The organism is Pseudomonas sp. A, assembly GCF_056270345.1.
The window spans coordinates 290,715-309,878 of the sequence record NZ_CM149873.1 but is presented as its reverse complement, the minus strand read 5'-3'; the positions used below and the strand labels follow the sequence as shown (position 1 = coordinate 309,878).

Sequence of the window (19,164 nt, the reverse complement as noted above, 5' to 3'; positions counted from 1 at the left end):
TGTGGGAGCGGGTTTACCCGCGAAGAGGCCGGTACAGGAGATATCAGGCTTGCTGATCAGCCAACTGGTCAGCCAGGCGCACGAAGGCGGCCAGGTCCAGCTGCTCGGGACGCAGGCTGCCATCGACACCGGCGGCTTCGATGGCCGCGCTGTCGAGCAGCCCCTTCATGGTATTGCGCAGGGTCTTGCGGCGCTGGTTGAACGCCTCGCGTACCACCTGTTCCAGCAGTTTTGCATCTTTGGCCGGATGAGGCAGCACTGCGTGCGGTACCAGGCGGACGATGGCCGAGTCCACTTTCGGCGGCGGGTTGAAGGCGCCAGGGCCAACGTTGAACAGGTGTTCGACCCGGCAGTGGTACTGCACCATGATCGACAGGCGCCCCCAGTCACCGCCACCCGGGCCGGCAGCCATGCGCTCGACCACTTCCTTCTGCAGCATGAAGTGCATGTCGCGGATCAGCCCGGCGTGGCTGAGCAGATGGAAGATCAGTGGGGTGGAGATATTGTAGGGCAGGTTGCCGACCACCTTCAGGCTACGCTCTGGCACGCCCAACTGGTTGAAGTCGAACTTCAGGGCATCACCCTGGTGCAGGCGGAAGTTGTCGCGCCCGGCGAACTTGTGTTGCAGGATCGGCACCAGGTCCTTGTCCAGCTCCACCACGTCCAGCTGTGCGCCGCTGCCCAGCAGACCCTCGGTCAGGGCGCCCTGGCCCGGGCCGATTTCAAGCAGGTGTTCGCCGGCCTTGGCGTTGATTGCCCGCAGGATGCGGTCGATGATTCCGGCGTCATGCAGGAAGTTCTGGCCGAAGCGCTTGCGCGCCCGGTGTTGGTAGTGCTCGGTCATGGTCGGTTCTCGGCCATCTGGTAGGCGGTTTCCAATGCGACGCGCAGGCTGCCGGTATCGATTCGACCGGTGCCGGCCAGGTCCAGGGCAGTGCCGTGGTCGACCGAGGTACGGATGATCGGCAGGCCCAGCGTCACGTTGACCGCGGCGCCGAAGCCCTTGTACTTGAGTACGGGCAGGCCTTGGTCGTGGTACATCGCCAGCACCGCATCGCAGTGCTCCAGATATTTGGGGGTAAACAGGGTATCGGCCGGCAGCGGACCGCGCAGGTCCATGCCTTCGGCGCGCAGGCGCTGCAGCGCCGGCTCGATGATGTCAATTTCTTCGCGGCCCAGGTGGCCGCCTTCTCCGGCATGCGGGTTGAGCCCGCAGACCAGGATGCGTGGGTTGGCGATGCCGAACTTGTCGCGCATGTCCGCATGCAGGATGCGGGTGACGCGCTCCAGGCGTTCGCCGGTGATGGCGTCGGCAATATCGCGCAGGGGCAGGTGGGTGGTCACCAGGGCCACGCGTAATCCTCGGGTGGCCAGCATCATCACCACTTGCGCGGTATGGGTGAGGTCGGCGAGGAATTCGGTGTGACCGGAGAAGGCAATGCCACTCTCGTTGATCACACCCTTGTGCACGGGGGCGGTGATCATCCCGGCGAACTGCCCGTCGAGGCAGCCCTGGCCGGCCCGGGTCAGCGTCTCCAGCACGAACGCGGCGTTGGCTTTGTCCAGCTGTCCGGCCACCACCGGGTTGGCCAGTGTTGTGTCCCAGACGTACAGGCTGCCGGCGGGGGCTGGCAGGCTGGGGAAACTGTCGGGGGTGACGGGCAGCAGGCTGACGGCCAGCCCCAGCTGCGTGGCCCGCTCGGCGAGCAGGTCACGGCTGGTGATGGCGATCAGGGGGTGGGGCTGGGCCTCGGCGGCGAGCAGCAGGCACAGGTCGGGACCTATGCCGGCCGGCTCGCCGGGCGTGACGGCGAAGCGCTGGGGCTTCACTGGGCGGCCTGGTCGACGCCAGGCAGCTTGATTTCAACGTAGGCTTCGTCGCGGATCTGGCGCAGCCAGTTCTGCAGCTCTTCGTCGTACTTGCGGTTGCGCAGGACGTTCATGGCCTGCTGCTCGCGCGCCTGCTCGGTGCTGTCGGTGGCGCGGCGGCCCAGGACTTCCAGCACATGCCAGCCGTACTGGGTCTTGAACGGCTTGGTCACCACGCCTTGCTGGGCGTTGGCCATCTGCTCGCGGAACTCCGGCACCAGGCTGTTCGGGTCGACCCAGTTGAGGTCGCCGCCGTTGAGCGCGGAGCCCGGGTCTTCCGAGAAGCTCTTCGCCAGTTCGGCGAAGTCTTCACCGTTCTGGATCCGGTCGTACAGACGCTCGGCCAGTTGCTCGGTGGCGGCTTCGCTGCGGATCTCGCTCGGCTTGATCAGGATGTGGCGTACATGCACTTCGTCGCGCAGGATGCTCTCGCTGCCACCGCGCTTCTCCTCGAGCTTGAGGATGATGAAGCCGTTGGGGATGCGGATCGGTTGGGTGATATCGCCAATGGCCATGCTGCTGAGCATCTTGGCGAAGTCAGGTGGCAGCTGGCCAGCCTTGCGCCAGCCCATCTCGCCGCCTTCCAGGGCGTTCTCGCTGGCGGAACGCTCAATGGCCATCTGGCCGAAGTCCTTGCCCTGCCGGAGTTGCTGGTAGACATCGCCGACTTGGCGGGCGGCAGCCTGGATGGCGTCCGAGTTGGCGCCTTCCGGGGTCGGGATGAGGATGTTGGCCAGACGGTACTCTTCGGACATCTGCATCTTGCCCAGGTCCGAGTTGAGGAAGTTCTTCACTTCCTGCTCGGACACCTGGATACGCTCGGCTACCCGGCGCTGACGCACGCGGCTGATGATCATCTCGCGCTTGATCTGCTCGCGGGCATCGTCGTACGACAGGCCGTCGTGGGCCAGGGCGGCGCGGAACTGCTCCAACGACATGCCATTGCGCTGGGCAATGGTGCCGACGGCCTGGTTCAGTTCTTCGTCGGTGATGCGGATACCCGAGCGCTCGCCGATCTGCAGTTGCAGGTTTTCGACGATCAGGCGTTCCAACACTTGCTGTTCCAGCGCGCTGGTTGGCGGCACACCGCCGCCACGCTTGGCGATGGTCTGCTGCACTTCGCGCACGCGCTGGTCCAGCTGGCTCTGCATGACCACGTCATTGTCGACGGTGGCCACGATGCGGTCGATGGGTTGCACCGCGGCATGCACCGCGCCACTCAGCATTGCGGCGCCCAGCATCAGCGGGCGCAGACGATCAATAAGCTTGCTCTTCACGTGTACGGTAACCTTGAATGCCTTGGTCCAGGAACGATTCGACCTTGTTGCCGACTACACCACCGAGCCCTTTGAGCACGATCTGCAGGAAGATCCCGTGGTCGCCCTTTTCGTTTTCAGGTATTGCCTGGCTGAAGTCGTCGTAGTCCATCCAGTAGCGATTGATCAGGCGCAGTTTCCAGCAGCAGTTGTCGTACTCGAAGCCGCCCATCGCTTCCAGCGTGCGGTTACGGTTGTAGTCATGCTGCCAGCGGGCAATGACGCTCCATTGCGGCACGATCGGCCAGATGACCGAGAAGTCGTGCTGCTGGATCTTGTAGTAGTCCTTGATGTAGCCCGGCGTGCCCGGCGTACCGTAGTCACCACCGCCGACCTTCCAGTTACCGGTCTGCGAGTCGTAGGTGATCAGGTCGTTGCGGTAGCGATAGCCGAGGTTGACGACCTTGTTCGGGTTGTCCTCGGGCTGGTAGTGGAACATCGCGCTGCCCGAGCGAGGGCTGTGGGTGTCCGGGTCCCAGTTGTAGTCCGAATTGAAGCGCCAGTCGCGGTTGAAAGCGTATTCGTATTCAAGCGCGTACGGCGAGACATCCGACTTGCTGTCCACTCGGGTGCGGTAGTCGATGCCTGGCAGCTGGACCTTGCGATCCTTGAAGTAGAACGCCTGGCCGATACTGAAGCGCTGGCGCTGGAAGCCGTTGTCTTCGATCCAACGGTTGGTCAGGCCCAGCGACAGCTTGTTCTCGTCGCCGATGCGGTCGGTGCCGGTGAAACGGTTGTCGCGGAACAGCGACGAGTAGTTGAAGGTGCTCTCGCCGGAGTCGAACAGCGGGATGTCGGTCTGGTCCTTGTACGGCACGTAGAGGTAGAACAGACGCGGTTCGAGGGTCTGGCGGTAGTTGGTCCCGAACAGCTGTGTATTGCGATCGAAGTACAGGCCGCTGTCGACACTGAAGACTGGAATATCGCGGTTCTGATTGCTCTTGAAGTCGCCATACACGTCAAGCAAGCCCGGGTTGGTGGCGAGGTCTTGCTTGCCCTTGTTGTCGAGGTCGAGGTCATAGTGCGTGTAGACGTACTTCAGCTTTGGCGTGACATAGCCGTAGCTGGCCTCGAGCGGCAGGCTGATCGAGGGAGCGAAGTTGAGGCGGGTGCCGTTGGAGCGGGCAATGCCGAAGAGGTTTTCATCCAGTCGGCGACCAGGGAGGCCGGCAGAGGCATCCGGATTACCATCTTTATCCAGGACGAAGTCATTCTTCAGATCGCGATCAAAGCGCACCGCCTCGGATTCGTAACCAAAGTCCAAACCGCCCGGATGGAATGGCAGCATGCCGCTGAGGGTCAGCTGAGGCAGGCGGTCATAAGGCGTGATCTGCGAAATGGTTGCCAGCTCATAGGCGTGCACGTTCAGGCCAGCGGTGTAGGAGTCGCCACGGTAGGTGAGCGTGCCACGCTGGTTGATGTAATCACGGCTCTGCACGCCGATCTGGTCGGTTTCCAGGTCCTGGAAGTAGAACGGGTCGCTGATGTCGGTGTAGTCGACCTCGGCCATCAGGCGCTGGTCCAGGCCGCCCTTGTGTTGCCAGTTGACCATCCAGCGATCTTTCTTGTAGTCCGTCTGCAGTTCGCGGTCGTTGTCCTTGTCGTTCAGGAAAGCGCCGCCGAACTGCCCTTCGCTGGACTTGGTCAGGTAGCGGAACTCGCCTTCCATCAGCATGCCGCGCTTGGCCATGTAGCGCGGGTACAACGTGGCGTCGTAGTTAGGCGCCAGGTTGAAGTAGTACGGCGTGACCAGCATGAAGCCGGTGTCGCTGCTGGAGCTGAACGACGGCGGCAGGAAGCCGGACTGGCGACGGTCGTCGATCGGGAAGTAGATGTACGGTGTGTAGAACACCGGGAAATCCTTGACCCGCAGCGTCACGTTGGTCGCGGTGCCGAAGCCAGTGGCCGGGTTCAGGGTGATGTTGTTGCCCTTGAGCTGCCACGCGTTGCTGCCCGGCTCACAGGTGGTATAGGTACCGTCCTTGAGGCGGATGATGGCGTTCTCGGCGCGCTTGGCGTACAGCGCGTTGCCGCGGATGTGCGACTTGTGCATCACGTATTCGGCGTTGTCGACCCGGGCTTCGCCGGTGTCGAGCTGGATCTGCGCCTCGTCGCCGACCACCAGCGAGCCGTTGTCGCGGATCTTGACGTTGCCCTTGAGCTCGCCGCGGTTCTCGGCCTGGTACAGGTTGGCCTCGTCCGCCTCGGCCTGCATGCTGCCCTGGCGCATGACCACGTCACCGGCGAGGGTGGCGATCTGCTGCTCCTGCTGGTACTTGGAGACCTTGGCGTTGATGTAGGTGGGCGACTCGTCCTTGGGCGTGGAGTCGTTCATGCCTGGGCGGGTCGGCTCGATGTAGGCGCCGCCGCAGTACGGGCCGGTCTCGGCCAGCTGCGCAGCGGTGAGCTTCTCGCGCGGGACCCAGTCCAGGTGGCTGTAGTCTTCGCTGCGCGATTTCAGGCCGCGGCCCTTGGCCTCGGTGACCAGCATCGGCTTCTCGGCCTCGGGTGCGGCGGCTTCGCCAGGCGCTTCGGCGCCCGAGCTGGCAGCGGCAGCACCCGGATGAACCGGGCGCGGAGGCAGGTTGGCGGAGGTCTTGGGCTTGCAGTCCCAGCCACCGGAAGCGGAAACTTGGCAGTCGAACTGCTCGGCCGCCACCACGTACGACGTGGCCAGGGGTTGCAGGGCCAGCAGACCGCCTGTCACCAGCAATGGAAACTTTCTACGAAACGCGGGGGATTTCAATGCCATCTTATTAGTCCGGGCTTCCTGCGTGCCATCTGCCCGCGTGTGGGGGCCGCACGCCTCTCGATGGTCTGAAAAAGATGCTGGATAATAAAGCATGACCCGCTTGACGGCTAGGGCCGTCGGAGAACCCTTGTAATGCCCGATCACGATGTACGCCTGCAACAACTGACCGCCTGGCTTGCCGGGCAACTGGAGAGCCTGTTCCTTAGCAACGCCTGGGGCGAAGTGCCCCCCGGCAGCCTGACCGCCGCCAGCAGCGATGCGAGTTTCCGCCGTTATTTCCGCTGGGAGGGCGCCGGCCACAGCTTCGTGATCATGGATGCGCCGCCGCCGCAGGAAAATTGCCGTCCGTTCGTCGATATCGATCACCTGCTGGCCACGGCGGGCGTGAACGTGCCGGTCATTCATGCCCAGGACCTGGAGCGTGGTTTCCTGTTGTTGGGCGATCTGGGCCGTCAGACATACCTGGACATCATTGGCCCGGACAACGCCGACGCGCTGTTCGCCGATGCCATCGATGCGCTGCTGGCATTCCAGCGCCTGCCGATGGACGCGCCGCTGCCCAGCTACGACGTTGCCCTGCTGCGCCGCGAGGTCGAGCTGTTCCCCGAGTGGTACGTGGGTCGCGAGCTTGGCCTGAACTTCACCGAAGCACAGCAGGCCACCTGGCAACGGGTCAGCCAGGTGCTGATCGACAGCGCCCTGGCCCAGCCCAAGGTGCTGGTGCACCGCGACTACATGCCGCGCAACCTGATGCAGAGCACGCCCAACCCGGGCGTGCTGGACTTCCAGGATGCCGTCTACGGCCCGGTCACCTACGACATCACCTGCCTGTTCAAGGACGCCTTCCTCAGCTGGCCGCAGGCGCGCGTGGAAGGCTGGCTGCGTGGTTATTGGGAGAAGGCCCGCGCCACCGGCATCCCGGTGCAGCCTGAGTTCGAGGCGTTCCACCGTGCCAGCGACCTTATGGGGGTGCAGCGCCACCTCAAAGTCATCGGTATCTTTGCCCGCATCTGCCACCGTGACGGCAAGCCGCGTTACCTCGCTGATGTGCCGCGTTTCTTCGCCTATATAGATGAAGTGATAGCTCGCCGTCCCGAACTGGCCGAGCTGGGGCAACTGATCGTCGAGCTCAAGGGCGAGGCGCGTTCATGAAGGCGATGATCCTGGCGGCAGGCAAGGGCGAGCGCATGCGCCCGCTGACCCTGCATACGCCCAAGCCACTGGTGCCCGCGGCCGGCAAGCCGCTGATCGAATACCACCTCGAGGCACTGGCCCGCGCCGGTATCCGTGAAGTGGTCATCAACCACGCCTGGCTCGGCCAGCAGATCGAGGACCACCTGGGCGACGGCAGCCGTTTCGGACTGAGCATCCGCTACTCCCCGGAGGGCGAGCCACTGGAAACCGGTGGCGGGATCTTCAAGGCGCTGCCGCTGCTTGGGGATGCGCCGTTCCTGCTGGTCAACGGTGATGTCTGGACCGACTACGACTTCACAGGCCTGAATGCTCCTCTGCAAGGGCTGGCGCACCTGGTGCTGGTGGACAATCCCGGCCATCACGGCCGTGGCGACTTCCGCCTGGCGGATGGCCAGGTGAGCGATGGTGACGAAGCGCCGGGAACGCTGACCTTCAGCGGCATCTCGGTGCTGAGTTCGGCCCTGTTCGAGGGTTGCCAAGCCGGCGCGTTCAAGTTGGCCCCGCTACTGCGCAAGGCCATGGTCGAGGGGCGGGTGAGCGGTGAGCACTATCGTGGCCACTGGATCGATGTCGGCACCCTCGAGCGCCTGGCCGATGTCGAGCGCCTGATCGGCGAGCGTGCCTGACATGTGGTGGCCGAGCACAGTGATTGGTGCCGGTGCCGGTTTCGCCGTGGCCAGCATCCCGGGTGCATTGCTGGGGGCGTTGCTGGGACAGGCCATGGATCGGCGCCTGCGACTGCAGGGTTGGGAGGATGTGCGCGAGCGCCTGGGTGGGCGCCCGGCGCTGCGTGACGAGGAACTGCTGTTTGTCCTGCTCGGACGCCTGGCCAAGAGCGACGGCCGGGTGCTCGAGGGGCATATCCAGCAGGCGCGTCAGGAAATGTCGCGGCTGGACCTTGCCGAGCCTGCGCGGATGCGGGCGATTGCCGCGTTCAACCGCGGCAAGTCGGGCAAGGGCCGGCTGGGTCACTACCTGCGCCGGATCAAGCTGCAGCCTCACGCTGCCGAGGGTACCCTGCGTGCCTGTTGGCGCATGGTCTGGGCCGACGGCAAGGCAGGGCGCCAGGAGCGCGACCTGCTGTTGGGCTGGGGGCAGCAGTTGGGGCTCAGTCGCAACCAGGTGCAGGCCATGTCGCTGGAGTATGAACCGCGCAAGTCGGCGGTCGAGGGCGGTGCGATGACCTATGCCGCAGCGTTGAGGCTGCTGGGGGTGGAACCGGATACCGAGGCGGACAAGGTCAAGCAGGCCTACCGGCGTTTGCTCAGCCGACATCACCCGGACAAGCTGGTGGGCAGTGGCGCCAGTGAGGCCAAGGTGCGCGAGGCGACCGAGCATACCCGCGAGTTGCATCAGGCCTATGCCATGATTCGCAAGCGGCGCGGGCTTTAGGTTTGCCATCGCGGGGCAAGCCCGCTCCCACGTTGTTGGAGTTGGCTTGTCCCTCGATACGCGTCACTCTTCCTTGGGCTTCAGCCAGCCGCGTACCCTGCGCAGCAATTGCTCCTGCTCGGCGGCCTTGTTGCCTGGAACGACCATCAGCGACAGCTGCCGGTACTGGCTGTTTTTCTCGCGCTTGCTGGCTTGCAGGCGTTGTTGGGCAGCCAGTCGATCCTGGCTGCGGGTTGTGTAGTACAGATCAGCCGTTGGTACTTTCAGGGTCGGCGTCAGGCTCAGCAGGTCGTGCTCCACCCGCGCCGGCGTCTGTGCGGCGACCATCACCAGTTTCTGCACCTGGGGCGGCTGCTTCTCGCTGAGGTAGCGCGCGGCCCAGTACGCGCCACTGCCGTTACCCAGCAGCACGATGCTGCGCGCTTTCTGCTGCTGGGCATAAGCCACGGCGGCATCGAGGCGGGCGAAGATGCGTTCGGCATCCTCCTCACTGGTGTGCTCGTCGGCCTCGACCGCGTCGGTGCTGTCGGCTGCGTCCGCCTCGGGCGCGGTCGCCTGGGCGACATTGGCATTGGCGTCTGCTGGCGTGTCCTTGGCTGGAGCCGACTCGCCTTCTTCCTTTTTCGGTTCGACCACCGGCTTGGCTTCGACCCGGGCCTGCGGGCGTTCTGCAAGCAGATCGGGCAGGCTCAGGCTCAGGGTGCTCCAGCCGACATCGGGGAAGCCACGGCGCAGCGGGCCGACGGTGGTTGGCCAGTCAGCACTTTCGCCGGCACCGGGAACAATGATCACCGCGCCTTGCGGATCGCTGTCGTTGGCCGGCTTCCACAGCGCCAGGAAGTTCTCGCCATTGGCCTGCAAGGTCTGTTGCTCGGCCTTGGGCACCTGGCGCTCAAGGGCCAGGGCGTCGTCCTGGCTGCGTTCAAGCAGCGCTGGTCGGGGAGCGGGGGCCGCAGTTTCGGCGGCATCCTGCGGTTTTTCGGCGTCGGCGGCCCGAGCGCCGAGCGGCAGGAGCGAAGCCAGGCAGAACATTGCCAGCGTCGTGCGATAAAGTGTGAACATCGATCAATCCAAGGCCAGAATCATACCGGCAGCCTAATGGTATTTGCCCGCGACGGCCACGCCAGGCGGCCGTCATTGCCAAGACGAGCGTAGAGATGAAGCGAGTGCGTTGCCTGTGGGTTATCGGCTGGTTGTGTCTACCCTTGATCGCCCTGGCAAAGCCGGAGGCGCCGCCACCCGTGGTGCTGGAACCGGCCCAGCAGCAGTGGCTGGACGAACACCGCGGCCTGCGCGTCGGCCTGGTGCTGCAGGCGCCTTATGCCCAGTTCGACCGACGGCTTCAGCAATTCTACGGGGCCAACGTCGAACTGGTCGGTGCCCTGTCCCAGGCACTGCGGCTGGACCTGACCTGGCGTGGCTTCCCGGACCAGGCCGCGCTGGAGCATGCGTTGCAGGCCGGGGAGATCGATTTCGCCCCCGGCCTGACCCAGACCCCCGCCAGCCTGCGGCTGTGGCTGTTCAGCGACCCTTACATGCGTGTGCCGCAACTGGTGGTGGGGATGCGCAGCGGCGCGGTGGCCGTGGAGCTGGAGAAGCTGACCGCCAACGAACGGGTGGCGGTGCGCATGCCGGGCTCCCTGGCGGACTACCTGCGGAGCAACTACGGCAACCTCAACCTGCAGGGCGTGCCCAACGAGCGGGAGGCGCTGCAGCTGGTGTTGGGTGGGCAGGCCACCTTCGCCGTGCTGGACGAGGCACAACTGAGTCGGTTTTCCCGCGAAGGCGAGTTCGCCGACCTGGCGGTAGTGGGTGACATCGGTTTGCCGCAGTTGCTGCGGGTCGGATCACGGCGCGATTGGCCCGTGCTCGCCGATATCCTCGAACGCGCCTTGCAGGCCCTGCCGGCCAAGACCCTGGAGCAGATGCACCAGCGCTGGTTGCAGCCCAAGTACCCACGCTTTTCCGAGTCCGCCGGCTTCTGGCAGAACCTCGCCTTGTTGTTCGGCCTGCTGCTGTTGTGTGCCCTGGCCACCCTGGTCTGGCAGCGACGCCAGCAGCGCGGCTTGGAACGAGGCTTGCTGGCGGCCCGCGAGAGCCTGGTGGAGCGCCAGGTGCGCGAGGAGGCCTTGCGCCTGAGTCAGTTCTCCATCGACCAGAGCACGGTGGGCATCCTCTGGGTCAACTGGGACAGCCATGTGCGCTACGCCAACCATGCCGCCGAACGCATGCTGGGCTTCGTCGAGGGGGCATTGCTGGAGCGGCCGCTGGTGGATATCGAACCGAATCTGACGATGGATCGCTGGCTGGAACTGTGGAAGCGCGCACGCACCGGGGATGGCGGCGAGCAGCAGTTTGAAAGCCAGTGCCGGCGCGCCGACGGCAGCCTGTTCCCGGTCGAGTTGTCGTTGTCGTTCCTGCGTTTTCGCGATGCGGAGTACCTGGTGGTGTTCCTCGCCGATGTCACCGAGCGCCAGCGCGATCTGGCCGCGTTGCGCGAAAGCGAGGCGCGGCTCAAGGGCATTGCCGGCAACGTGCCGGGGCTGGTGTTCCGCCTGGAGCGCGACCCGGCCGAGGGCGACCCGGAGTTCCCCTATATCAGCGAGGGCAGCGAGGCATTGGTCGGCTATACCCCGGCGGCGATCCAGCACCCGCAGATGGGGCTGCGCAACCTGGTCCACCCCCAGGACCGCGCCGACTATCACCGGGTCCAGGACCTGGCCCTGGCCAGCGACCAGGACTGGTCGTGGCAGGGCCGTATCCTCACCCGCCAGGGCGAACAGCGCTGGGCCGACATCAAGGCGACCACACGCCGCCTGGCCGATGGGCGCATGGTGTGGGATGGTGTGGTCTGGGACATCACCCAGGGCAAGCAGGCCGAGCTGGCCCTGGCCGCCTCCCAGGAGCAGCTGCGCGAATTGTCGGCGCATCTGGAAAGCGTGCGCGAGGAGGAAAAGGCCCGCATCGCCCGCGAGGTGCATGACGAACTGGGGCAGATGCTCACGGTGCTCAAGCTCGAGGTGTCGATGTGCGAGCTGGCCTATGCCGAGCTGGACGCCGGGCTGCATGAGCGCCTGGCCAGCATGAAGCGCCTGATCGCCCAACTGTTCCAGCTGGTGCGTGACGTGGCCAGCGCGTTGCGCCCGCCGATTCTGGATGCCGGGATCGCCTCGGCCATCGAGTGGCAGGCACGGCGTTTCGAGGCCCGCACGCAGATCCCCTGCCTGGTCGAGGTCCCGGAGCAACTGCCGCCCTTGAGCGATGCCAAGGCCATCGGCCTGTTCCGCATCCTCCAGGAGGCGCTGACCAACGTCATGCGCCATGCCCGGGCGCACACCGTGCAGATCGCCCTGGTCGAGGAAGGCGGGCAGTTGCGCATGACGGTCATCGACGATGGCGTGGGGTTCGCCGTCGATGCGGCCCGGCCGACTTCGTTCGGCCTGGTGGGGGTGCGTGAGCGCGTGCTGATGCTGGGCGGCGACATGACCCTGGAGAGCGAGCCCGGCGAAGGCAGCAGCCTGAGCGTGGCGATTCCTTTGGCGTAGGAGAGAACGATCGTGATTCGAGTGCTGGTGGCGGAAGACCACACCATCGTCCGTGAGGGCATCAAGCAGTTGATTGGCCTGGCCAAGGACATGCAGGTCGCCGGCGAGGCTGGCAACGGCGAGCAGTTACTGGAGACCCTGCGCCATACCCCTTGTGAGGTGGTGCTGCTGGATATCTCCATGCCGGGGGTGAATGGCCTGGAGGCCATCCCGCGGATCCTGGCATTGAGCAACCCGCCGGCGATCCTGATGCTGTCGATGCATGATGAAGCGCAGATGGCTGCGCGGGCGCTGAAGGCCGGGGCGGCGGGCTACGCCACCAAGGACAGCGACCCGGCGCTGCTGCTCACCGCGATTCGCCGGGTTGCCGGCGGCGGGCGCTATATTGACCCGAGCCTGGCCGACCGCATGGTCTTCGAGGTGGGGTTGACCGAAACCCGGCCGTTGCACACGCTGCTGTCCGAGCGCGAGTTCTCGGTGTTCGAGCGCCTGGCCCAGGGCGCCAACGTCAATGACATCGCCCAGCAGTTGGCGCTGTCGAACAAGACCATCAGCACCCATAAGGCGCGCTTGATGCAGAAGCTCAAGGTCAACTCGCTGGCGGAGCTGGTGAAGTACGCGATGGAGCACAAGCTGGTCTGATTGCGACATGCCCGGTTCATGACGGGTACAGATTCCTGTGGGAGCGGGTTTACCCGCGAAGGGGCCAAACCTGCTGACCTTGGTGGTTTTGCTGGCCTCTTCGCGGGTGAACCCGCTCCCACAGGTTCAATGCCCGTCGCAAATTGCATTCCAATCCCGCCATCCATGTAGGGCAATCCCTACAGCAAGTCTTCCATCCGGATGATGGCAATCTCTCAGTCCCCCCGATTTTCGGGCGCTTGCGCCTCTTCTACGCTGTGCCCACGCAGTCATTCCAACAAGAAGGTGCAGGGCATGAGCGAGGCGAATTCGAACGAGACGCTGGTCAGCTTCCGAGGTGTGCAGAAGAGCTACGACGGCGAATCGCTGATCGTCAAGGACCTCAACCTGGACATCCGCAAGGGCGAGTTCCTGACCCTGCTCGGCCCGTCCGGCTCGGGCAAGACCACCAGCCTGATGATGCTGGCCGGCTTCGAGACCCCCACCGCCGGTGAAATCCAGCTGGCCGGACGCTCGATCAACAATGTGCCGCCGCACAAGCGTGACATCGGCATGGTGTTCCAGAACTACGCGCTGTTCCCGCATATGACCGTGGCCGAGAACCTGGCCTTCCCGCTGACCGTGCGCAACCTGAGCAAGACCGACATCAGCGAGCGGGTCAAGCGCGTGCTCGGCATGGTCCAGCTCGACGCCTTCGCCAAGCGCTACCCCGGACAGCTGTCCGGCGGTCAGCAGCAGCGCGTGGCCTTGGCCCGTGCCCTGGTGTTCGAGCCGCAGCTGGTGCTGATGGACGAACCGCTCGGCGCCCTGGACAAGCAACTGCGCGAACACATGCAGATGGAGATCAAGCATATCCACCAGCGCCTGGGCGTGACCGTGGTCTACGTGACCCACGACCAGGGCGAGGCGCTGACCATGTCCGACCGGGTGGCGGTGTTCCACCAGGGCGAGATCCAGCAGATCGCCGACCCGCGCACCCTCTACGAAGAGCCGCGCAACACCTTCGTCGCCAACTTCATCGGCGAGAACAACCGCCTCAACGGCACCCTGCTGGCCAGTGACGGCAAGCGCTGCCAGGTGCAACTGGCCCGTGGCGAGCGGGTCGAGGCGCTGGCGGTGAACGTCGGCCAGGCCGGCGAGCCGGTGACCCTGTCGATCCGCCCGGAGCGCGTGCGCCTGAACGGCCACAGCGAAAGCTGCGTGAACCGCTTCTCCGGCCGCGTGGCCGAGTTCATCTACCTGGGCGACCACGTGCGGGTGCGCCTGGAGGTGTGCGGCAAGGCCGATTTCTTCGTCAAGCAGCCGATCGCCGAGCTCGACCCGGCCCTGGCCGTGGGCGATGTGGTGCCGCTGGGCTGGGAGGTGGAACACGCCCGCGCGCTCGATCCGATTGCCGAAGCCCATTGATGGTTTGCTTCACCAACCCTGAACTGTGGAGAGAATAATAATGCGCAAGCAGTTGAAACTGACCGCCCTGGCCCTTGGCCTGTTCGCCGCCGGGCAGGCCCTGGCGGCCGACCTGACCGTGATCTCCTTTGGCGGCGCCAACAAGGCGGCCCAGACCAAGGCGTTCTACGAGCCATGGGAGAAGGCTGGCAAGGGCAAGATCGTCGCCGGTGAGTACAACGGCGAGATGGCCAAGGTGAAGGCCATGGTCGACACCAAGAGCGTGTCCTGGAACCTTGTGGAAGTCGAGTCGCCGGAGCTGGCCCGTGGATGCGACGAAGGCATGTTCGAGGAACTCGACCCGGCCCTGTTCGGTGACGAGGCTGACTACGTACCGGGCGCCATCCAGCCATGCGGCGTCGGTTTCTTCGTGTGGTCCACGGTGATGGCCTACAACGCCGACAAGCTCAAGACCGCCCCGACCAGCTGGGCCGACTTCTGGGACACCAAGAAATTCCCGGGCAAGCGCGGCCTGCGCAAGGGCGCCAAGTACACCCTCGAATTCGCCCTGATGGCCGACGGCGTCGCGCCAAAAGAAGTGTACAAGGTGCTCGGCACCAAGGAAGGCCAGGACCGCGCCTTCAAGAAACTCGATCAGCTCAAGCCAAGCATCCAGTGGTGGGAAGCTGGTGCCCAGCCACCGCAGTACCTGGCCTCGGGTGACGTGGTCATGAGCTCGGCCTACAACGGCCGGATCGCCGCGGTGCAGAAAGAAAGCAACCTGAAGGTGGTGTGGAACGGCGGCATCTACGACTTCGACGCCTGGGCCATCCCGAAAGGCGCCAAGGATGTGGAAGAAGCGAAGAAATTCATCGCCTACACCGTCCAGCCCGAACAGCAGAAGACCTACTCCGAGAACATCGCCTACGGCCCGGCCAATTCCAAGGCCGTCCCGCTGCTGGCCGATGCGGTGAAGAAGGACATGCCGACCACGCCTGAGAACATCGCCAACCAGGTGCAGATCGACGTGGCCTTCTGGGCCGACAACAGCGAACAGCTGGAGCAACGCTTCAACGCCTGGGCGGCGAAGTAGTAGGGACACAATCCCTGATGTCTGTAGGAGCGGCCTCGTGCCGCGAAAGGGCTGCAAAGCAGCCCCCAGCATCTTGTGCATCACGGCTGAGATCCAGGGGCCGCTTCGCGGCCCTTTCGCGGCACGAGGCCGCTCCTACAGTTAGCGCGTCAAGCCTGAGGTCACCGCTGTCATTGTAAAGCGGCCTCGATGTTTCCCTGATTTCCCGGAGTTCGCCATGGCCATTGCAGTGCCCCTCAACGAAGGCGCGGGTAAAAGCCTCAAGCAGCGCCTCAAGCATGCCGAGCGGGTCAACCGCTGGAAGGCCCAGGCGTTGATCGCGCCGCTGGCGCTGTTCCTCCTGCTGGTGTTCCTGGTGCCGATCGCGGCGCTGCTGTACAAGAGCGTCGGCAACCCCGAGGTGGTCGCCGGCCTGCCGCGCACCGTCGAGGCGGTGGCGCAGTGGGACGGCAAGAGCCTGCCCGGCGAGGAGGTCTACAAGGCCCTGGGCCAGGATCTGGCCGAGTCGCGCAAGAACCAGACCCTGGGCGATCTTTCCAAGCGCCTGAACATGGAGCTGGCCGGCTACCGCAGCCTGCTGGCCAAGACTGCGCGGGCGCTGCCGTTCAAGGCCGAGCCCGCGTCTTATAAAGATGCCCTGCAAGCGCTGGACGAGCGTTGGGGCGACCCGGCCTACTGGCAGGCTATCCGCCGCAACACCAGCACGGTCACCTCTTTCTATCTGCTGGCCTCCGTCGATCATCGCATCGACGACCTCGGCGAACTGGCCAAGGCCACGCCGGACCAGGCCATCTACCTGGATATCTTTGCCCGCACCCTGTGGATGGGCGTGGTGATCACCGCCATCTGCCTGGTGCTGGCCTACCCGCTGGCGTACCTGCTGGCCAACCTGCCGACCCGGCAGAGCAACCTGCTGATGATCCTGGTGCTGCTGCCGTTCTGGACCTCGATCCTGGTGCGGGTGGCGGCGTGGATCGTGCTGTTGCAGTCGGGCGGGCTGATCAACAGCGCGCTGATGGCCATCGGCATCATCGACCAACCGCTGGAGCTGGTGTTCAACCGCACCGGCGTGTACATCTCGATGGTGCACATCCTGCTGCCGTTCATGATCCTGCCGCTGTACAGCGTGATGAAGGGTATTTCGCCCAGTTACATGCGCGCGGCGATTTCCCTGGGTTGCCATCCGTTCGCCAGTTTCTGGCGGGTGTACTTCCCGCAGACCTATGCCGGTGTCGGCGCCGGTTGCCTGCTGGTGTTCATCCTGGCCATCGGCTACTACATCACCCCGGCGCTGCTGGGCAGCCCGAACGACCAGATGGTCAGCTACTTCGTTGCCTTCTACACCAACACCAGCATCAACTGGGGCATGGCCACCGCCCTGGGCGGGCTGTTGCTGCTGGCGACCGTGCTGCTGTACCTGATCTATAGCTGGCTGGTCGGCGCCAGCCGCCTGCGCCTGAGCTGAGGAGCCTTGTCATGCTGAGCCCCTACATGTCGCCCGTGGAACGGGTGTGGTTCTACAGCCTGCGCATCCTGTGCGGCCTGATCCTGCTGTTCCTGGTACTGCCGGTACTGGTGATCATCCCGCTGTCGTTCAACAGCGGGAGCTTCCTGGTGTACCCGCTGCAAGGTTTCTCGCTGCACTGGTACCAGGACTTCTTCGCCTCCGCCGAATGGATGCGCGCCCTGAAGAACAGCATCATCGTCGCCCCGGCGGCCACGGTGCTGGCCATGGTGTTCGGCACCCTGGCGGCCATCGGCCTGACGCGCGGCGACTTTCCCGGCAAGTCGCTGGTGATGGCGCTGGTGATTTCGCCGATGGTGGTGCCGGTGGTGATCATCGGCGTGGCCAGCTACCTGTTCTTCGCCCCGTTGGGCATGGGCAACAGCTTCACCTCGTTGATCCTGGTGCACGCGGTGCTGGGTGTGCCGTTCGTGATCATCACCGTGTCGGCCACGCTGCAGGGCTTCAACTACAACCTGGTGCGCGCGGCGGCCAGCCTCGGGGCCTCGCCATTGCTGGCCTTCCGTCGGGTGACCTTGCCGCTGATCGCCCCCGGGGTGATCTCCGGCGCGCTGTTCGCCTTCGCCACGTCGTTCGATGAGGTGGTGGTGACCCTGTTCCTCGCCGGGCCCGAGCAGGCGACCCTGCCACGGCAGATGTTCAGCGGCATTCGCGAGAACCTGAGCCCGACCATCGCGGCGGCGGCCACCTTGCTGATCGCCTTTTCGGTGATCCTGCTGCTGACCCTGGAGTGGCTGCGTGGGCGCAGCGAGAAGCTGAGGACCCAGCAGCCGGCCTGACTGCCGGGAGGGCTTTGCCCTCCTTTCGCGGCGCAAGGCCGCTCCTACAAGGGGTCGCGGTCTCCTGTAGGAGCGGCCTTGTGCCGCGAAAGGGGGGCCAATTGATACCAATCAGCCCTCATCCGCTTCCCTGGGTTACAATGCGCGCCACCGTGATTCTGCCCAACAGGTGCGCCATGCAGCCCTACGCTATTGCCCCCTCCATTCTGTCCGCCGATTTCGCCCGCCTGGGCGAGGACGTCGACAAGGTCCTGGCCGCCGGGGCCGACATCGTCCACTTCGATGTCATGGACAACCACTATGTGCCCAACCTGACCATCGGCCCGATGGTCTGCAGCGCCCTGCGCAAGTACGGCGTGACCGCGCCGATCGACGTGCACCTGATGGTCAGCCCGGTCGACCGCATCATCGGCGACTTCATCGAGGCCGGCGCCACCTACATCACCTTCCACCCGGAAGCCACCCAGCACCTCGACCGCTCGTTGCAACTGATCCGCGACGGCGGCTGCAAGGCCGGCCTGGTGTTCAACCCGGGCACCGGCCTGGATGCGCTGAAGTACGTGATGGACAAGGTCGACATAGTCCTGCTGATGAGCGTCAACCCGGGCTTTGGCGGGCAGAAGTTCATCCCCGGCACCCTCGACAAGCTGCGCGAAGCCCGCGCGCTGATCGACGCCAGTGGCCGTGACATCCGCCTGGAGATCGACGGCGGCGTCAACGTAGGCAATATCCGCGAGATCACCGCCGCCGGCGCTGACACCTTCGTGGCCGGCTCGGCGATCTTCAACGCCCCGGACTACAAGGAAGTCATCGACAAGATGCGTGCCGAAATGGCGCTGGCACGCGCATGAGCGGTTTCGAGCAGCTGTTCCCGGGGACACTGCCCAGGCTGGTGATGTTCGATCTGGATGGCACCCTGATCGATTCGGTACCCGACCTGGCCGCAGCTGTCGACCGCACGCTGCTCGAACTCGGGCGACCGCCCGCAGGCCTGGAGGCCGTGCGCCACTGGGTCGGCAACGGCGCCCAGGTGCTGGTGCGCCGGGCCCTGGCCGGCGATATCGATCACGTCGCGGTGGACGACGAGCTGGCCGAACGCGCGCTGGCGCTGTTCATGGAGGCCTATGCCGACAACCATGAACTCACCGTGGTCTACCCCGGTGTACGCGATACCCTGCGCTGGCTGCGCAAGCAGGGCGTGGAGATGGCGCTGATCACCAACAAGCCTGAACGCTTCGTCGCCCCCTTGCTCGACCAGATGAAGATCGGCCGCTATTTCCGCTGGATCATCGGCGGTGACACCCTGCCACAGAAGAAACCCGACCCGGCGGCGCTGTTGTTCGTCATGAAAATGGCCGGCGTCAGTGCCGAACAATCGCTGTTCGTCGGCGATTCGCGCAGCGACGTGCTGGCCGCCAAGGCCGCCGGCGTCAAGTGCGTTGGCCTGAGCTACGGCTACAACCATGGCCGGCCGATCGGCGACGAGTCACCCAGCCTGGTCATCGACGACCTGCGCCTGCTGTTGCCCGGTTGCTTAGTCACCGACACTGGGATAACGTTGGCGGACCTTCAAGCCCCGCAAAGCAGAGACAACAACGTGGTGGTTACCGGCAAATTCTGGATGAAAGTCATCAAGGCCCTGGCCCGCTGGCGCTGGCGCGCCTGACTCCT

Annotated in this window: 16 protein-coding genes; 11 read left to right on the top strand and 5 right to left on the bottom strand. The window is 64.9% G+C overall.

Annotated elements, in window-relative coordinates:
- Positions 1-43: 43 nt before the first annotated feature.
- The 4 genes from rsmA to AC0MAZ_RS01430 are packed head-to-tail and all read right to left on the bottom strand — an operon-like array spanning position 44 to position 5,937.
- Entirely contained in the window at positions 44-844 is an 801-nt protein-coding gene (gene rsmA / locus AC0MAZ_RS01445; protein ID WP_475859905.1) for a 16S rRNA (adenine(1518)-N(6)/adenine(1519)-N(6))-dimethyltransferase RsmA, read from the bottom strand.
- Positions 841-1,830, bottom strand: a complete 990-nt coding sequence (gene pdxA, locus AC0MAZ_RS01440) for a 4-hydroxythreonine-4-phosphate dehydrogenase PdxA (RefSeq protein ID WP_475859903.1) — start codon at positions 1,828-1,830, stop codon at positions 841-843. The genes rsmA and pdxA overlap by 4 nt, the downstream gene beginning before the upstream one ends.
- Complete coding sequence (locus AC0MAZ_RS01435) at positions 1,827-3,146, bottom strand: peptidylprolyl isomerase (protein WP_234561389.1); 1,320 nt, start codon at positions 3,144-3,146, stop codon at positions 1,827-1,829. The genes pdxA and AC0MAZ_RS01435 overlap by 4 nt, the downstream gene beginning before the upstream one ends.
- Positions 3,127-5,937, bottom strand: coding sequence for an LPS-assembly protein LptD (locus tag AC0MAZ_RS01430; protein ID WP_475859901.1), 2,811 nt, complete (start codon positions 5,935-5,937; stop codon positions 3,127-3,129). The genes AC0MAZ_RS01435 and AC0MAZ_RS01430 overlap by 20 nt, the downstream gene beginning before the upstream one ends.
- Before the next feature lie 132 nt (positions 5,938-6,069).
- Here AC0MAZ_RS01430 and AC0MAZ_RS01425 point away from each other — a divergent pair, with 132 nt between their 5' ends.
- From AC0MAZ_RS01425 to AC0MAZ_RS01415, 3 genes are read left to right on the top strand one after another with little or no spacing between them, the layout of a single operon-like run.
- The gene (locus tag AC0MAZ_RS01425) at positions 6,070-7,089 is read left to right on the top strand and encodes an aminoglycoside phosphotransferase family protein (protein WP_475859900.1); all 1,020 of its coding nucleotides are present in this window, start codon (positions 6,070-6,072) and stop codon (positions 7,087-7,089) included.
- Positions 7,086-7,757: an N-acetylmuramate alpha-1-phosphate uridylyltransferase MurU gene (murU, locus tag AC0MAZ_RS01420; protein ID WP_475859898.1), complete on the top strand. Its 672-nt coding sequence runs from the start codon at positions 7,086-7,088 to the stop codon at positions 7,755-7,757. Before AC0MAZ_RS01425 ends, murU begins: the two co-directional genes overlap by 4 nt.
- A 1-nt stretch (position 7,758) precedes the next feature.
- Positions 7,759-8,523: a TerB family tellurite resistance protein gene (locus tag AC0MAZ_RS01415; RefSeq protein WP_203649933.1), complete on the top strand. Its 765-nt coding sequence runs from the start codon at positions 7,759-7,761 to the stop codon at positions 8,521-8,523.
- Between the two features lie 63 nt (positions 8,524-8,586).
- Here the strand turns inward: AC0MAZ_RS01415 and AC0MAZ_RS01410 are convergent, their stop codons facing one another.
- Entirely contained in the window at positions 8,587-9,585 is a 999-nt protein-coding gene (locus tag AC0MAZ_RS01410) for an alpha/beta hydrolase family protein (RefSeq protein ID WP_475859896.1), read from the bottom strand.
- A gap of 95 nt (positions 9,586-9,680) precedes the next feature.
- Here AC0MAZ_RS01410 and AC0MAZ_RS01405 point away from each other — a divergent pair, with 95 nt between their 5' ends.
- The 8 genes from AC0MAZ_RS01405 (at position 9,681) to AC0MAZ_RS01370 (ending at position 19,159) form a co-directional block, all read left to right on the top strand.
- Positions 9,681-12,068 carry a PAS domain-containing sensor histidine kinase gene (locus AC0MAZ_RS01405; protein ID WP_475859894.1) on the top strand — a complete coding sequence of 796 codons (2,388 nt, stop codon included), beginning with the start codon at positions 9,681-9,683 and terminating at the stop codon, positions 12,066-12,068.
- Positions 12,069-12,077: 9 nt separating this feature from the next.
- Positions 12,078-12,710: a response regulator gene (locus AC0MAZ_RS01400; RefSeq protein WP_203652578.1), complete on the top strand. Its 633-nt coding sequence runs from the start codon at positions 12,078-12,080 to the stop codon at positions 12,708-12,710.
- Between the two features lie 294 nt (positions 12,711-13,004).
- Complete coding sequence (locus AC0MAZ_RS01395) at positions 13,005-14,117, top strand: ABC transporter ATP-binding protein (RefSeq protein WP_203649939.1); 1,113 nt, start codon at positions 13,005-13,007, stop codon at positions 14,115-14,117.
- A 40-nt stretch (positions 14,118-14,157) separates the two neighbouring features.
- Entirely contained in the window at positions 14,158-15,189 is a 1,032-nt protein-coding gene (locus AC0MAZ_RS01390) for an ABC transporter substrate-binding protein (RefSeq protein ID WP_203649941.1), read from the top strand.
- A gap of 217 nt (positions 15,190-15,406) precedes the next feature.
- The gene (locus AC0MAZ_RS01385; RefSeq protein WP_203649943.1) at positions 15,407-16,654 is read left to right on the top strand and encodes an ABC transporter permease; all 1,248 of its coding nucleotides are present in this window, start codon (positions 15,407-15,409) and stop codon (positions 16,652-16,654) included.
- Positions 16,655-16,665: 11 nt separating this feature from the next.
- Complete coding sequence (locus AC0MAZ_RS01380) at positions 16,666-17,493, top strand: ABC transporter permease (protein WP_028689019.1); 828 nt, start codon at positions 16,666-16,668, stop codon at positions 17,491-17,493.
- A 176-nt stretch (positions 17,494-17,669) separates the two neighbouring features.
- On the top strand, positions 17,670-18,344 hold the full coding sequence (gene rpe / locus AC0MAZ_RS01375) for a ribulose-phosphate 3-epimerase (RefSeq protein ID WP_475859891.1): 675 nt from the start codon (positions 17,670-17,672) through the stop codon (positions 18,342-18,344).
- Complete coding sequence (locus AC0MAZ_RS01370) at positions 18,341-19,159, top strand: phosphoglycolate phosphatase (protein ID WP_475859889.1); 819 nt, start codon at positions 18,341-18,343, stop codon at positions 19,157-19,159. Before rpe ends, AC0MAZ_RS01370 begins: the two co-directional genes overlap by 4 nt.
- Positions 19,160-19,164: the final 5 nt, after the last annotated feature.

Coding starts and splice junctions, on each gene's coding strand:
- AC0MAZ_RS01380 (WP_028689019.1), top strand. CDS start 16,666: ATGCTGAGCCCCTACATGTCGCCCGTGGAACGGGTGTGGTTCTACAGC.
- murU (WP_475859898.1), top strand. CDS start 7,086: ATGAAGGCGATGATCCTGGCGGCAGGCAAGGGCGAGCGCATGCGCCCG.
- AC0MAZ_RS01390 (WP_203649941.1), top strand. CDS start 14,158: ATGCGCAAGCAGTTGAAACTGACCGCCCTGGCCCTTGGCCTGTTCGCC.
- AC0MAZ_RS01395 (WP_203649939.1), top strand. CDS start 13,005: ATGAGCGAGGCGAATTCGAACGAGACGCTGGTCAGCTTCCGAGGTGTG.
- AC0MAZ_RS01415 (WP_203649933.1), top strand. CDS start 7,759: ATGTGGTGGCCGAGCACAGTGATTGGTGCCGGTGCCGGTTTCGCCGTG.
- AC0MAZ_RS01410 (WP_475859896.1), bottom strand. CDS start 9,585: ATGTTCACACTTTATCGCACGACGCTGGCAATGTTCTGCCTGGCTTCG.
- rsmA (WP_475859905.1), bottom strand. CDS start 844: ATGACCGAGCACTACCAACACCGGGCGCGCAAGCGCTTCGGCCAGAAC.
- AC0MAZ_RS01430 (WP_475859901.1), bottom strand. CDS start 5,937: ATGGCATTGAAATCCCCCGCGTTTCGTAGAAAGTTTCCATTGCTGGTG.
- AC0MAZ_RS01385 (WP_203649943.1), top strand. CDS start 15,407: ATGGCCATTGCAGTGCCCCTCAACGAAGGCGCGGGTAAAAGCCTCAAG.
- AC0MAZ_RS01370 (WP_475859889.1), top strand. CDS start 18,341: ATGAGCGGTTTCGAGCAGCTGTTCCCGGGGACACTGCCCAGGCTGGTG.
- rpe (WP_475859891.1), top strand. CDS start 17,670: ATGCAGCCCTACGCTATTGCCCCCTCCATTCTGTCCGCCGATTTCGCC.
- AC0MAZ_RS01405 (WP_475859894.1), top strand. CDS start 9,681: ATGAAGCGAGTGCGTTGCCTGTGGGTTATCGGCTGGTTGTGTCTACCC.
- AC0MAZ_RS01425 (WP_475859900.1), top strand. CDS start 6,070: ATGCCCGATCACGATGTACGCCTGCAACAACTGACCGCCTGGCTTGCC.